At 70.1% G+C, this 14,223-nt stretch carries 13 protein-coding genes; 9 read left to right on the forward strand and 4 right to left on the reverse strand.

Annotation, left to right across the window (positions count from 1 at the left end):
* The first annotated feature begins 284 nt into the window (after positions 1 to 284).
* The 9 genes from ACLBYD_RS14820 (at position 285) to purM (ending at position 10,773) form a co-directional block, all read left to right on the forward strand.
* Positions 285 to 635 carry a VOC family protein gene (locus tag ACLBYD_RS14820; protein WP_447817048.1) on the forward strand — a complete coding sequence of 117 codons (351 nt, stop codon included), beginning with the start codon at positions 285 to 287 and terminating at the stop codon, positions 633 to 635.
* Between the two features lie 72 nt (positions 636 to 707).
* A complete protein-coding gene (locus tag ACLBYD_RS14825; RefSeq protein WP_447817049.1) occupies positions 708 to 2,003 on the forward strand; it encodes a M18 family aminopeptidase in 1,296 nt (431 codons plus the stop codon).
* Positions 2,000 to 2,674 (forward strand): Uma2 family endonuclease, encoded by a 675-nt coding sequence (locus ACLBYD_RS14830; RefSeq protein WP_447817050.1) that lies wholly within the window; start codon positions 2,000 to 2,002, stop codon positions 2,672 to 2,674. Before ACLBYD_RS14825 ends, ACLBYD_RS14830 begins: the two co-directional genes overlap by 4 nt.
* A gap of 67 nt (positions 2,675 to 2,741) precedes the next feature.
* Positions 2,742 to 5,021, forward strand: a complete 2,280-nt coding sequence (gene purL / locus ACLBYD_RS14835; protein WP_024103009.1) for a phosphoribosylformylglycinamidine synthase subunit PurL — start codon at positions 2,742 to 2,744, stop codon at positions 5,019 to 5,021.
* 2 nt (positions 5,022 to 5,023) lie between these two features.
* A complete protein-coding gene (locus ACLBYD_RS14840; protein ID WP_447817051.1) occupies positions 5,024 to 6,799 on the forward strand; it encodes an alpha/beta hydrolase in 1,776 nt (591 codons plus the stop codon).
* Positions 6,796 to 7,482, forward strand: a complete 687-nt coding sequence (locus tag ACLBYD_RS14845) for a CPBP family intramembrane glutamic endopeptidase (protein ID WP_447817052.1) — start codon at positions 6,796 to 6,798, stop codon at positions 7,480 to 7,482. Before ACLBYD_RS14840 ends, ACLBYD_RS14845 begins: the two co-directional genes overlap by 4 nt.
* Positions 7,483 to 7,493: 11 nt before the next feature.
* Positions 7,494 to 7,880, forward strand: a complete 387-nt coding sequence (locus ACLBYD_RS14850) for a sterol carrier family protein (protein WP_447817053.1) — start codon at positions 7,494 to 7,496, stop codon at positions 7,878 to 7,880.
* Positions 7,881 to 7,978: 98 nt separating this feature from the next.
* A complete protein-coding gene (gene purF, locus ACLBYD_RS14855; RefSeq protein ID WP_006551815.1) occupies positions 7,979 to 9,562 on the forward strand; it encodes an amidophosphoribosyltransferase in 1,584 nt (527 codons plus the stop codon).
* 137 nt (positions 9,563 to 9,699) lie between these two features.
* Positions 9,700 to 10,773 carry a phosphoribosylformylglycinamidine cyclo-ligase gene (purM, locus tag ACLBYD_RS14860; protein WP_060651890.1) on the forward strand — a complete coding sequence of 358 codons (1,074 nt, stop codon included), beginning with the start codon at positions 9,700 to 9,702 and terminating at the stop codon, positions 10,771 to 10,773.
* A 214-nt stretch (positions 10,774 to 10,987) separates the two neighbouring features.
* Here the strand turns inward: purM and ACLBYD_RS14865 are convergent, their stop codons facing one another.
* From ACLBYD_RS14865 to ygfZ, 4 genes are all read right to left on the reverse strand, one after another.
* Positions 10,988 to 11,179: a DUF3073 domain-containing protein gene (locus ACLBYD_RS14865; protein WP_006551813.1), complete on the reverse strand. Its 192-nt coding sequence runs from the start codon at positions 11,177 to 11,179 to the stop codon at positions 10,988 to 10,990.
* A gap of 194 nt (positions 11,180 to 11,373) precedes the next feature.
* The gene (locus ACLBYD_RS14870) at positions 11,374 to 12,354 is read right to left on the reverse strand and encodes an asparaginase (protein WP_447817054.1); all 981 of its coding nucleotides are present in this window, start codon (positions 12,352 to 12,354) and stop codon (positions 11,374 to 11,376) included.
* A complete protein-coding gene (locus ACLBYD_RS14875; RefSeq protein ID WP_447817055.1) occupies positions 12,351 to 13,055 on the reverse strand; it encodes an MOSC domain-containing protein in 705 nt (234 codons plus the stop codon). The genes ACLBYD_RS14870 and ACLBYD_RS14875 overlap by 4 nt, the downstream gene beginning before the upstream one ends.
* Positions 13,052 to 14,182, reverse strand: coding sequence for a CAF17-like 4Fe-4S cluster assembly/insertion protein YgfZ (gene ygfZ, locus ACLBYD_RS14880; RefSeq protein ID WP_447817056.1), 1,131 nt, complete (start codon positions 14,180 to 14,182; stop codon positions 13,052 to 13,054). Before ygfZ ends, ACLBYD_RS14875 begins: the two co-directional genes overlap by 4 nt.
* Between the last annotated feature and the right edge of the window lie 41 nt (positions 14,183 to 14,223).

A 14,223-nucleotide genomic window follows, 5' to 3' on the forward strand; every position in this document is an offset into this window, starting at 1 on the left:
TTCCGGCGGGCTCGAGGAATCCTCCGAACCCGAAGTCCCGGAACAGGAGAGACGGAACGAGGGACCCCGCCACCGTCCCGATCGGCTGCGGAATCCCTCGTCCCTACAACCCGGAGCTCGACCCCCCGATCAAGTCCCGGGCGCGATGTCGTCGTCATCCCCCATGCGCGACATCGCGGATCAGTCTGCCGGAGCCGAATCGTCCTGTCCTGAGTAGGACTACCCAAATCGGGCCTGTCCGTCGAAGGGCATTGCGTGTCGGTCCCCGGCGGTACCGTCGCGCCATGACAGCGACCATCGCGATGATCACCTTCGACACGACCGATCCGGCTCCGATCGCGACGTGGTGGGCCGAGCGTACGGGCGGCCGCATCGAGCAGGAGAACGACGGCTGGTTCTTCATCGTCGCCCTGCCACAGGGCATCAGGCTCGGCTTCCAGAAGGTGTCCGATCCGACACCCGGGAAGAACCGCGTGCACCTCGATCTCGCCGCCCCCGACCTCGACGCCGAGGTCGAGCGCTTCGTGCAGGCCGGCGCGAAGGAGGTCCACCGCGAGGACATGGGTGACGACTTCCGCTGGGTGACGCTCGCCGACCCCGAGGGCAACCTGTTCTGCGTCGCCGAGGGGCACTGACACTCGGTACGAGGAGAGCGGGCCGGCGCTTTCGGTCGGCGCTCCCGCTGTCCGTGATGCGAAGATGCAGTCATGTCTTCCACGCGTGCCGATGCTCGGGGTCTCTGTAATTTCGTCGACCTGTCGCCGTCGCCGTTCCACGTCTGCGCCACCGTCGCCGCGGCGCTGACCGAGGCGGGCTTCGTCGAACTGCACGAGCAGCAGGCCTGGCCCTCCGAACCGGGACGCTTCTTCCTGGTACGCGGCGGGTCGCTGATCGCATGGAGCACCGAGGGTGTCGCCGACGATCCGGCCGCACCCTTCCGCATCGTCGGCGGGCACACCGACAGCCCCAACCTGCGCGTCAAGCAGCATCCCGACCTCACATCGGCGGGCTGGCGGATGGTGGGACTCGAACCGTACGGCGGTGCGTGGCTCAACTCGTGGCTCGACCGCGACCTCGGCATCTCCGGCCGCTTCACCGTGCGCGCGGCGGAGACGACCGAGGACGTCCTCGTCCGCGTCGACGCGCCGGTCCTGCGCGTCCCGCAGCTCGCCATCCACCTGTCCGAGGACCGCAAGGGCGTCCAGCTCGACCCGCAGCGCCACGTCAACGGCGTCTGGGGAGTCGGCACCGAACCGCGCTCGTTCATCGCGTGGGTCGCCGAGCAGCACGGAATCGACCCGGGCGCGGTGCTCGGCTGGGAACTGATGACCCACGACCTCGCACCGAGCGCGGTCGTCGGGCCGGGCCGCGATCTGGTCAGCGCACCGCGTCTCGACAACCAGGGCACCTGCTACGCCGGACTGCACGCCCTTCTCGCCGCCGCGGAACACGTCGCAGCGCACGGTGGCCCGATGCCGCTCCTCGCCCTGTTCGACCACGAGGAGGTCGGCAGCATGTCCGACCGCGGCGCCTTCTCGGAACTGCTCAACACCGTCCTCGAACGGATCGTCCTGCTCCGGGGCGGCGGACGCGAGGAGTTCCTCCGCGCCCGCGCCGGCTCGATCGTCGCGTCCGGCGACATGGCGCACGCCACGCACCCCAACTACCCCGAGCGGCACGAACCCGCCCACCGCATCGCGGTGAACGGCGGACCGGTCCTGAAGGTGAACCAGAACCTGCGGTACGCGAGCGACGCGACCGGCGCCGGAGCCTTCGCGCTGGCCTGCGAGCAGGCGGGGGTCCCGCTGCAGCGGTACGTGCACCGCGCCGACCTGCCGTGCGGCTCGACGATCGGCCCGATCACCGCGTCGAGGACCGGCATCACGACCGTCGACGTCGGCGCCCCGCAGCTCGCCATGCACTCGGCGCGCGAGTTCATGGGCGCGGACGACGTGGCGAGCTATGCGCAGGCCCTGACCGCTTTCCTGACCCCGGCATCGTGACCGCGTTCGCCCGCCCCGAAGCACCCGCCGGTGACACACTGAAGACGGTCGTGTCCGGTCGGAGAGAACGGGGGAATGCAGTGGACGTCCCGTCCTACCCCGATCATCTGCTGTCCCTCGACGAGTGGGCGGCCCTGCCCGAATCCGACGGGCACCACGTGGAGGTGTGCGAGGGCGTGCTCCTCGCCGCGCCCGTGCCGGGGGCGGCACACGATCATGCCGCGGTGACCCTGGCGTTGCTCCTCGACGAGAAGCTGCCCGACGAATGGTGCGCGCTCGGAGGCGTCGAGGTGCTGGTCGCGGAGAAGCCGCTGACGGTGCGGTGCCCCGACGTGATCGTCGTGGGACGCTCCCTCGTCGACGCCGACCCCGATCGGGCGCCGATCTCCGAGGTGAAGCTGGTCGTGGAGGTCACCGTCGACGGCACCGCCCGCACCGACCGGGTCACGAAGTTCTCCGAATACGCGGAGGCCGGCGTCCCGCAGTACTGGATCGTCGATCTCGGCGGACCGCCGGTGATCGCGACCTTCACGCTCGTCGACGGGTGGTACCGATTCGACGGGGAGCACTCGGGCACCGTCACCCTCGATGCGCTGGGCACCGAGGTGGCCGTCACACCGTCGGAGCTCGTGCCCACACCGGTGAACCCCGTCGCGCCTGCACAGCGATAGACTGATCCGCGGCAGTTCCCGCCCGGCCTGCCGTTTTCGATCCCAGAGTGAAGGGACCCGACGCCCAGTGTCACCGCACGTGGATACCGTCTCCCACGCCGCCGAAACCCCCGACGCCGCTCAGCCCTATCGGGAGCTGGGTCTGAAGGAAGACGAGTACACCCGGATCAAGGAGATCCTGGGCCGTCGCCCCACCGACGCCGAACTCGCCATGTACTCGGTGATGTGGTCCGAGCACTGCTCGTACAAGTCGTCGAAGGTGCACCTGCGCTATTTCGGCGAGACCACCACCGACGAGATGCGTGAGTCGATGCTCGCGGGCATCGGTGAGAACGCCGGCGTCGTCGACATCGGCGACGGCTGGGCCGTCACCTTCAAGGTCGAGTCGCACAACCACCCGTCCTACATCGAGCCGTACCAGGGCGCCGCGACCGGCGTGGGCGGCATCGTCCGCGACATCATGGCCATGGGCGCCCGCCCGATCGCCGTGATGGACCAGCTCCGCTTCGGCGCCGCCGATCACCCCGACACCCGTCGCGTCGTCGACGGTGTCGTGCGCGGTGTCGGCGGCTACGGCAACTCCCTGGGCCTGCCCAACGTCGGTGGCGAGACCGTCTTCGACGCCTCCTACCAGGGCAACCCGCTCGTGAACGCGCTGTGCGCGGGTGCGATGCGCGTGGAGGACCTGCACCTCGCCCACGCTTCCGGCACGGGCAACAAGGTCATCCTGTTCGGCGCCCGCACCGGCCTCGACGGCATCGGCGGCGTGTCCGTCCTCGCCTCCGAGACCTTCGACGACAGCGCCGGCGGCCGCCCCAAGAAGCTCCCGAGCGTGCAGGTGGGCGACCCCTTCACCGAGAAGGTGCTCATCGAGTGCTGCCTCGACCTCTACCGCGAGAAGCTCGTCGTCGGCATCCAGGACCTCGGCGGTGCCGGTCTGTCCTGCGCGACCTCCGAGCTCGCCGCCGCCGGCGACGGTGGCATGCACATCAACCTCGAGCGTGTCCCGACGCGCGCGAAGGGCATGACCCCGGCCGAGGTGCTGTCCTCGGAGTCGCAGGAACGCATGTGCGCGGTCGTCACGCCCGACAACGTCGACGCCTTCATGGACGTCTGCAAGAAGTGGGACGTCCTGGCCACCGTCATCGGTGAGGTCACCGACGGCGACCGCCTCGTCATCGACTGGCACGGCGAGACCGTCGTCGACGTGCCGCCGCGCACGGTCGCGCACGAGGGCCCGGTCTACGAGCGCCCCGTCGAGCGCCCGGCCTCGCAGGACGAGCTGATCGCGAACACCACCGCCGGCCTGAAGCGTCCGGAGACCGCCGACGAGCTGCGCGAGACGCTGCTGAAGATGCTCGCGTCGCCGGCGCTGTGCAGCCGCAAGTGGATCACCGAGCAGTACGACCGCTACGTGCGCGGCAACACGGTACTCGCCGAGAACGCCGACGCCGGTGTGGTCCGCATCGACGAGGAGACCGGCCGCGGCATCGCGCTCGCGACCGACGCTTCGGGCCGCTACACGCAGCTCGATCCGTACACGGGCGCCCAGCTCGCCCTCGCCGAGGCCTACCGCAACGTCGCCGTCACCGGTTCGACGCCGAAGGCCGTCTCGAACTGCCTGAACTTCGGTTCGCCCGAGGATCCCGGCGTGATGTGGCAGTTCCAGCAGGCCGTGCGCGGCCTCGCGGACGGCTGCGCGAAGCTCGGCATCCCCGTCACCGGTGGCAACGTCAGCTTCTACAACCAGACCGGCGCCACCGCGATCCTGCCGACCCCGGTCGTCGCGGTGCTCGGTGTGATCGACGATGTGCACCGTCGCATCCCCACCGGCGTCGGCCTCGAGCCGGGCGAGACGCTGATCCTGCTCGGCGAGACCCGCGACGAGTTCGACGGCTCCATCTGGGCGCAGGTCGAACACGACCACCTCGGTGGTGTCCCGCCGAAGGTCGATCTCGACCGTGAGCGGCTGCTGTCGGAGATCCTCACCGCCGGTTCGCGCGACGGCCTGATCTCCGCCGCACACGACCTGTCCGAGGGTGGTCTCGCGCAGGCCGTCGTCGAGGCCGCACTCGCGGGCGAGACCGGCTGCCGCGTGCTGCTCCCCGAGGGCGCCGATCCGTTCGTGACGTTGTTCTCCGAGTCGGCCGGCCGCGTGCTCGTGGCCGTGCCGCGCACCGAGGAGTCGCGCTTCACGGGCATGTGCACCGCACGCAACATGCCGTGGGTGCGCATCGGCGTCGTCGACGAGGGATCCGACTCCGTCGAGATCCAGGGCCTGTTCTCGATCCCCATGACCGAGCTGCGCGAGGTGTGGGAAGGGACCCTGCCTGCCCTGTTCGGGTAACCGTGCCGGCCACCCAGGTCGATCGACTGGCGGCGTTCGAGGCCCGGCAGGGCCGGATCATCGCCGCGGTCACCGACTTCGGTGAGCGCCACCCCCTCACCGCACGGGTGTGGGGGTGGCTCGGCCTGGACTTCACGGGCGTCGCCTTCGCCGCGCTGTTCTTCTGCTGGTCGCTGACGCCGTCGCTGCTCCCGCGCGACTGGCTCTTCCAGGGCCTGATCGGTGGCATCAACGCCGCGATCGGGTACGGCGTCGGATGCGTCGTCGGCTGGGCCGTGGCCCGCTTCCTGCTCCCCGCGCGGCGATGGTGGCCGCCGCCGCTGCCGGTGCTGCGTGCCATCAAGGTCGCGGTTCCGGTCGCGGCCGTTCTCGCGTCGCTCGTCGCGCTCGTGCTCTCCGCCGGCGAGCAACGCCAACTCGCCGCCCTGATGGGTGTCGAGGGCACCACGACCTCGGGATATCTGCGCACCATCGTGCTGAGCGTCGCGGTCGCTGCCGCCCTCATCGCTCTGTGGCGCGGGTTGCGCGACATCGTCCGCTGGGTGTCGATGCTGCTCATGCGCCGCACCCGGATGCCGCTCGGTCTCGCCCGCACGCTGGGCGTTCTCGTCGTCGTGCTCGCCACCTTCATGCTCATCGACGGCGTGCTCATCCGAGGCACCTACGCGATCGTCAATCAGGCGTTCGGCCTGCAGGACGACACCACTCGTCCCGGGGCGATCCAACCGGTCGACCCCGCGAAGTCCGGCAGCCCCGAATCCCTCGCGGCCTGGGAGACACTCGGATTCGAGGGTCGCAACTTCGTCTCGCGAGGACTCGACGCCGAGGAACTGACCGCCGTCAACGGCAGTCCCGCACCGGAACCGATCCGCGTGTACGTCGGTCTCGACACCGCACCCACCCCGGAAGAACGCATCGACCTCGTCCTCGCGGAACTCGAGCGGACCGGTGCCTTCGACCGCTCGACGCTCGTCCTGATTCCCACCACCGGCACCGGCTGGGTCAATCCCACCGCGGCCCGCGCGATGGAGCTCGTCCACAACGGCGACCTGGCGATGGTGGCCTGGCAGTACTCCTACCTCCCGAGCTGGATCTCCTTCCTCGCCGACCGCGAGAAGGCCGCTGCCGCAGGCAAGATGCTGATCGAGCGGGTACACGAACGCTGGTCGCAGCTGCCCGAGGACGACCGCCCCGATCTGTTCCTCTACGGCGAGAGCCTCGGCACGCAGTCGGGGGAGGGTGCCTTCGACAGCCTCGCCGAGATCCGCGCCCAGATGGACGGGGTGTTGTGGGTGGGTCCGCCCAACTCCAACCGTCTGTGGCGGCAGCTCGTCGAGCGCCGCGATCCCGGCACGACCGAGGTGCAACCGGTGTACGCGGACGGTCTCGTCGTGCGCTTCGCCGACAGCCGGGAGGCGATCCACGAGCCCGACACACCGTGGCTGTCGCCGCGCGTGCTCTACATCCAGCACGCCTCGGATCCCGTCGTCTGGTGGTCGCCGGACCTGTTGTTCTCCCGCCCCGACTGGTTGTCGGAGCCGCCCGGACACGACCGGCTACCGCAGATGCGGTGGTTCCCCTTCGTCACCTTCTGGCAGGTCTCCGCCGATCTCACCAACGCCGCCGGCGTGCCCGACGGGCACGGCCACAACTACGGGTCGGCGGTGCTCGAGGGATGGATCGAGATCACCCAGCCCGAGGGCTGGACCGAGAACGACACCGAGCGGGTGCGCATCGCCCTCGAGGCGTTCGCAGAGGACGACGGGCCCGAGAAGTGACATCGCGAGTCGCTGCAGTGACCGGCACCGCCGTGAGCTGCACCGCTGCGGGATGTGCCGCCGCGCTGGTCGCGTGGAACAACCTCGTCCTCCCGGCGACGGATCTCGGTCCGCGCGGCCGGGCCGCAGCGAACGCCGGATTCGGTGTCGCGCTCGCCGCGGCGACCCGCGCGGCCGGGGTCTCCGCAACCGAGCTCGGCTGGCGCGGGGCAGGGAAGGGCCTGCGGTGGGGGACCGCGTCGGCGGTCCTGCCCGTCGCGGCCTACACGGTGATGCTCGCCGTCTCACCCGTACGACGGCGGATGGCCGCCGGAGCGCGACGCGCCGACCACACCGAGTGGGTCTTCGTGCACATCCCCTTCGGGACGGTCCTGGCCGAGGAGCTGCTGTTCCGATCGGTTCTGTACGCCCTGACCCGCCGCGCGTCACGGAGGTGGCACCGCATGCTGACCTCGGTCGCCTTCGGGCTCTGGCACGTCGCCCCCGCCCGGCACGCCGGGGACTCGGTGCCCGGAACCGTCGCGCTCACCGCCCTGAGCGGGGTGGTGTTCGACGAACTGCGACGACGGACCGGCAGCGTCGTCGCGCCGATGCTCCTGCACCTGGCGATCAACGCCGGCGGGGCCGTCGCGGTGGGCATCGCGACGAGGCTGCGTACTTCCGAGCGCGACGCGCGTCGCTAGGGTGTGCTGCCATGGCACCCCGGAGACCCGTCGACCCCGCCGAACTGCGCGCAGCTCTCGAACGGGTGGGTCCGTGGATGAGGGGGGAGAGCGACGAGAAACCGCCGCGCTCCGATCTCGCCGCCGCTGTGCGGCTCAGTGCCCGCACCCTCGAACAGATAGCCCCGGGGTCGAGTGTGGAGGTTCGGGTGCCGCCGTTCGTGGCCGTCCAGTGCATCGAAGGCCCGCGTCACACGCGGGGGACACCGCCGAACGTCGTCGAGACCGATCCGCGGACATGGCTGCGTCTGGTGGTCGGCAGCATCGATTTCGCCGGGGCCGTGGACTCGGGTGCGGTGGAGGCGTCGGGTGGGCGCGCAGCGGAGATCGGACGGCTGCTCCCGATCGCCCGACTCTGACGTTTGCCGGGGTTCACACCCGGCGTCCGGGAGGGAGCACCCCGCGCTGCCCGTAGAATGGGGGGAGCCCCGCTTGTCCAGCCTCAGGGAGCACGTCCGTGACCAGTGCCGATCTGTCGGTCCACACACGTAATCTTCTCGCCTCTACCGAACCCGAAAACGAACCCCGCGAAGAGTGCGGAGTGTTCGGAGTGTGGGCTCCGGGCGAGGACGTGTCTAAGCTCACTTATTACGGTCTCTATGCGCTGCAGCACCGCGGACAGGAAGCCGCGGGCATCGCCGTGGCCGACGGTTCGCAGGTGCTCGTGTTCAAGGATCTCGGTCTCGTCAGCCAGGTCTTCGACGAGCAGACGCTCGCCGCGATGACCGGCCACATCGCCATCGGCCACTGCCGTTATTCCACCACCGGGTCGACGACCTGGGAGAACGCGCAGCCGATCTTCCGCACCACCGCCGCCGGCTCGGGCGTCGCGCTCGGCCACAACGGCAACCTCGTCAACACCGCCGAACTCGCCGAACGCGGACGTCGTCTCGGCGTGCTCGATCCCACACGGCCCGGTGCGGCGAACTCCGACTCCGACACCGTCGGTGCGCTGCTCGCTCACGGCGCGAAGGACAGCACGATCGAAGAGGCCGCGATGAAGCTGCTCCCGCAGCTGCGCGGCGCGTTCTGCCTGACCTTCATGGACGAGCACACCCTCTACGCGGCCCGCGACCCCTGGGGTATCCGCCCGCTGTGCCTCGGACGCCTCGACCGCGGCTGGGTCGTCGCCAGCGAGACCGCCGCCCTCGACATCGTCGGTGCCTCCTTCGTCCGCGACATCGAGCCCGGCGAACTGCTCGCGATCGACGCGGACGGTGTGCGCTCGTCGCGCTTCGCGAACCCCGAACCCAAGGGCTGCGTCTTCGAGTACGTCTACCTCGCGCGCCCGGACTCGACCATCGCCGGTCGCTCCGTCCACGCGACCCGCGTGGAGATCGGCCGCCGGCTCGCGAAGGAACACCCGATCGACGGCGATCTGGTCATCCCGGTACCCGAGTCGGGCACCCCGGCCGCCGTCGGTTACGCGCAGGGCTCGGGGATCCCGTACGGCCAGGGCCTGATGAAGAACGCCTACGTCGGCCGCACCTTCATCCAGCCCAGCCAGACCATCCGCCAGCTCGGTATCCGGCTCAAGCTCAACCCGCTGCGCGAGGTGATCCGCGGTAAGCGCCTCGTCGTCGTCGACGACTCGATCGTGCGTGGCAACACCCAGCGCGCCCTGATCCGCATGTTGCGCGAGGCCGGTGCTCTCGAGATCCACGTGCGCATCGCCTCGCCGCCGGTCAAGTGGCCCTGCTTCTACGGCATCGACTTCGCGTCGCCGGCCGAGCTGATCGCCAACGGTGCAGGTACCCGCGACACCGTCGAGGAGGGGCACGACTACGACGAGATGGTCGAGATGGTGCGCCGGTCGATCGGTGCCGACTCGCTCGGCTACATCTCGATCGACGGCATGATCGGCGCCACCGAGCAGCCCGCATCCCGTTTGTGCGCTGCATGTTTCGACGGCCACTACCCGATCGCCCTCCCCAGCGAACATCAGGCGGGCAAGGACGTCCTCGCCGGCGTCGTCGACACCGATTCGGCCACCCCGACCGTGTTGGACAACGACAACGCGGACGTTCTCAGTCGGCCGTAGAAGCTGGTCGGGTACCGTAAGTGCCGCGGTCGGCACGGTTCGGCGTGCGTTTCGCATGCCCGGACGCAGGTGTGCCTGCCCGCATGTAACCAGATATTTCACGACAAGACACAACTCGAGGCTGGAGCCGACAACTCATGACCGAGGACGCAACCCCCGGAGCTTCCTACGCCGCGGCGGGCGTGGACATCGAGGCCGGTGACCGAGCCGTCGAACTGTTCGCCCCGCACGCGAAGAGGGCCACCCGCCCGGAGGTCATGGGCGGCCTGGGTGGGTTCGCCGGTCTGTTCGCGCTCAAGGACGGATACAAGGAGCCGCTGCTCGCGGCGTCCACCGACGGTGTCGGCACCAAGCTCGCGGTGGCGCAGGCACTCGACAAGCACGACACGGTCGGTCTCGACCTCGTCGCCATGGTCGTCGACGACCTCGTGGTCTGCGGCGCCGAGCCGCTCTTCCTGCAGGACTACATCGCCGTCGGCCGCGTCGTGCCCGAGCGGGTCGCGGAGATCGTCGCCGGCATCGCCGAGGGCTGCGTCCAGGCCGGTTGCGCGCTGCTCGGTGGCGAGACCGCCGAGCACCCGGGCGTCATGGCCGCCGACGACTACGACCTGTCCGCGACCGGCGTGGGTGTCGTCGAGGCCGAGAAGCTGCTCGGACCCGACCGTGTGCGCCCCGGCGACGTCGTCATCGCGATGGGCGCCTCGGGTCTGCACTCGAACGGCTACTCGCTCGCCCGCAAGGTGCTGCTCGACATCGGCAAGATGAGCCTGACGGCGCACGTCGACGAGTTCGGTCGCACCCTCGGCGAGGAGCTGCTCGAGCCCACCCGCATCTACGCCAAGGACTGCCTCGCGCTCGCCGCCGAGACCGAGGTGCGTACCTTCTGCCACGTCACCGGTGGCGGTCTCGCCGCGAACCTCGCGCGCGTGATGCCCAAGGGGCTCGTCGCAGAGCTCGACCGCACCACCTGGAGCCCGGCTCCGGTCTTCGGCCTCATCGCGCAGCGCGGACGGGTCGAGCGGGTCGAGATGGAGAAGACCTTCAACATGGGCGTCGGCATGGTGGCCATCGTGGCCCCCGAGGACGTCGACCGGGCTCTGGCGGTGCTCACCGCCCGGCACATCGACTGCTGGACGCTCGGCACGGTCCGCAAGGCGCAGGACGGCGCCGACGAGCGCGCGGTGCTGCTCGGAGACCACCCGCGCTTCTGACGGGCGCGCGTCGCCCGACGCGAACACGACGAAAGGCCGGTTCCCCCAGGAAGACTGGGGGACCGGCCTTTCGGCTCACTGCCGTGTTGTGAACTCGGAAGTCACAGGCTCGAAGGCTGCGGACGGTGACGAGCGCCGTCCGGCCTCGCGTCGAACGCCGACCACATCACCGACGGAGGGNCGGCCTCCCCCTCCGTCGGAGAGTGATTTCAGGTCAGCGACGCCAGTCGTCGTCGTAGTCGTCGTCCCAACCGGAACGTTGCTCGGCGAAGACTTCGTCCCGCTGCGAGTTGGTTGCTCCGCCAGACAGCTCTCGCTGGAGGCTCTCGAAGTCGGTGGACGGCGAGCTGTACTTGAGTTGCCGTGCAACCTTGGTCTGCTTTGCCTTAGCCCGGCCGCGGCCCATGGCCAACCCCCTCGCGCTTTGACGGGGCGGCCTGGGGAAAAGTGGCGGCCCCGGTGTGTTGAGTATTTTCCTGACGCCCACTTTAGCGTGGAAACTTCGGTTGCGCCTCCACACACCCGGCTGGGCCGGTGTCCGTTACGCCTCATAACGACCCGACCTGCATGAATGCTGTTGAAATGTGATAAAGATGCCCTTCAGAACACCCCCGGGACGGCCCGGACGGTGCCGACTCGCACGCCACCACCGAAGACCGGCGCCGACGAGAGCACCGCCAGCCGTTCGGAATCGAAGGTCGCGGCGTTCGCGGCGGCACCCGCTCCGAGGCGGTGGAGCAGGGCCGCGGTGAGCGGGAGGCGTGCCCGCTCGTGCCCGTCGTCGATCTTGAAGGCGAAGGATGTGCCGTCCGGCAGCGCGCCGGCGTGGATCCCGTCGGCGCCCGCCTTGCACAGCAGACCGCCCACCGCGCGCATGAGCTTCAGGTCGTCCTTGCCGGTGCCGGAGATCAGGAACGGATGCTCGCGCACCGCGTCGGCGACGGCGCGCTCGGGCGTGCCGACCTCCGCCTTCGCGAGCCGCGAGTAGGCGCGGGCGAGATTGAACAGGGGGACGGGCACGATCGGCAGACCACAGCCGTCGATTCCGAGATCGGTGTCCTCGATGTCGCCGGTCAGTTCGAGGATCGTCTCGGTCACCAGCTGCTGCAGCGGGTGGCCGGCGTCGGTGTAGCCGTCGGTGTCCCAGCCGTTCGCCGCGCACGCCGCGAGCATCGCCGCGTGCTTGCCCGAGCAGTTCATGTAGATCGACCGCGGCGTGCGTCCGGCGGCGAGCACCTCGGCGCGGGTGAGTTCGTTGCCGGGCAGATCCGTCGGGCAGCGCAGGTCCTTCTCGGTGAAACCGGCACCGGACAGGACCCGCTCGACGGCCTCCACGTGGTCGGTCTCACCTTCGTGCGAGGCCGTGGCGATCGCGAGTTCGGCGGAGTCGCGGGGGACGAAGCCGGCGCGCAGCAGCGCGACCGCCTGCATCGGCTTGTTCGACGACCGCGGATAGATCGGCGTGTGCACCTCGCCCAGCGAGACGAGGACCTCGCCGTCCGGGTCCAGGACGATCAGCGACCCGCGGTGGACGCATTCCCGGAAGCCCGAGCGCACCACCTCGACCAGTTCGACGCTCAACGGCTCTCTCCCTTCCGTGCCCGCCCCTCCTGTGTTCGTCCGACGAGGCGGCGGGCCTTGTCGGCGACGCTGGGAGCGATGTCGGCCTGCTGCTCGAGCATCGCGGCGACCCGCTCGTGGCCCTGCCCGGTGAACAGATCGCGCACCGTGGCCCCGTGGGAGGGGACGTGCTCGACGACGATGCGGTCGCCGGCAGCCACCGGTCCCTCGGAGATCACCTTCAGGTACGCGCCGCAATCGCCGCGAGCGACGAACCGGGTGGCCCAGTCGTCCTCCTCCGAACGGATCGCGAAGGTGCGGCAAGGGGTACGGGGGCCGGTCACCTCGAGGAGCAGACCGCCGTCGCCGACGCGCCACCGCTCGCCGATGACGGCGTCGGTAGGGGAGAACCCGGCGACGTGGAGATTCTCGCCGAACCAGCCGATGGGCAATTCCCGGTCGAGTTCGGTGCCCCAGCGGCGCGACTCGTCCTGCGAGAAGGCGTAGACGGCCTTGTGGACGCCGCCGTGGTTGGCGGTGTCGCACTGGCGGTCGCCGGTCAGGCCGAGCTCGCCGACGTGCACCGGCCCGTCGACGGGACGCTTGTCGATCGCGGTGACGGGATTACGCCGCAGTCGGGTCTCGTGCAGCGTGTGCACGACGCAGACCGCTGCGACGGTCCCCGAGGTCGCCGGCCGCGTGCCGGCCGTCTCGGCGGTCACCGGCCGCGCAATCGATCGACCGCCGCCCTTCCTGCCTGGATGCCGTCGTCGGGAGGGATGGAGTCGGGGTCGATGGACGCCGCGCACGGTCCTGCGACGAGGGCCGTGTCGGGCGTGATGGTGCGCTTGACGAGTGCGAGCGCGATCGGCCCGAGTTCGTGATGGTCGACGATCGTGCCGATGCGTCCGACCGCGCGACCTCCGGCGGTGATGTCGTCGCCCGTCTCGGGTCGTCCGTCGGCCGAGCCGTCGAGATGGAGCAGGACGAGATGTCGCGGGGGTTTGCCGAGGTTGTGGACCCGCGCGACGGTCTCCTGACCGCGATAGCAGCCCTTGTCGAGGTGGACGGCGCCGTGCTGCTCGGGTCCGCCGATCCAGCGGGCCTCGTGGGGGATGGTGCGCTCGTCGGTGTCGACTCCGATCCGGGGACGGACGGCTTCGACGCGCAGGGCCTCGAACGCCCAGCTGCCGGCCGGACGCACGCCGGCGTCCCGAAGGGCGGTGAAGATCGCGGTGAGCGACTCGCGGGGCACCAGGAGGTCGAAGGAGTGCTCGGTGGGCCACGGCATGCGGCGGACGAAGCCACCGGCGGGCAGGGCGCCGGCGGCATAGGGCTCGGCCGGCAGCGCGTCGATCCCGAGCGCGGCGAGCACGGCGGGGCTGCCGGCGTCCGGCCCGAGGAGGCTCAGGACCCCGAATTCGTTGCCGTCGCGGGGTTCGGCCTTCGCCCAGAACACCATCTTCTTCAGGAAGGCGAGCAGGTCGGGGCCGCGGTCGGCCTCGGTGTCGATCCACGTCACGCCGTCGAGATCGGTTTGCACGAAGTGGTGTTCGACGCGGCCGTTCGCGTCGAGGCTCAGGTTCTCGGCGGAGGTGCCGTTCGGGAGCGACGCGATGTGCTGGCTGGAGATGGTGTGCAGCCAGCTCAGGCGTTCGTCGCCCGGGATGGCGATGACGAAGCGGGTGGAACGGTCGACCACGGCGGCCGAAGTGGCGGCGGCGCGTTGCTCGCCGAGCGGGTCGCCGTAATGCCAGGGGAGTCCGGCATCGGGCCCGCCGGAAGGCGAGGCGACTGCGCCGGGAAGTGCGAGAAGGGCGCTTTCGGACACGATCGGAGACTCGGTCACGACACCAGTCTATGGGGAACCGGCCGACAGGTCTGCCAGTG

Source organism: Rhodococcus sp. C26F (assembly GCF_053345925.1).

Coding starts and splice junctions, on each gene's coding strand:
- ACLBYD_RS14865 (WP_006551813.1), bottom strand. CDS start 11,179: ATGGGCCGCGGCCGGGCTAAGGCAAAGCAGACCAAGGTTGCACGGCAA.
- ACLBYD_RS14850 (WP_447817053.1), top strand. CDS start 7,494: ATGGCACCCCGGAGACCCGTCGACCCCGCCGAACTGCGCGCAGCTCTC.
- ACLBYD_RS14820 (WP_447817048.1), top strand. CDS start 285: ATGACAGCGACCATCGCGATGATCACCTTCGACACGACCGATCCGGCT.
- ACLBYD_RS14825 (WP_447817049.1), top strand. CDS start 708: ATGTCTTCCACGCGTGCCGATGCTCGGGGTCTCTGTAATTTCGTCGAC.
- purM (WP_060651890.1), top strand. CDS start 9,700: ATGACCGAGGACGCAACCCCCGGAGCTTCCTACGCCGCGGCGGGCGTG.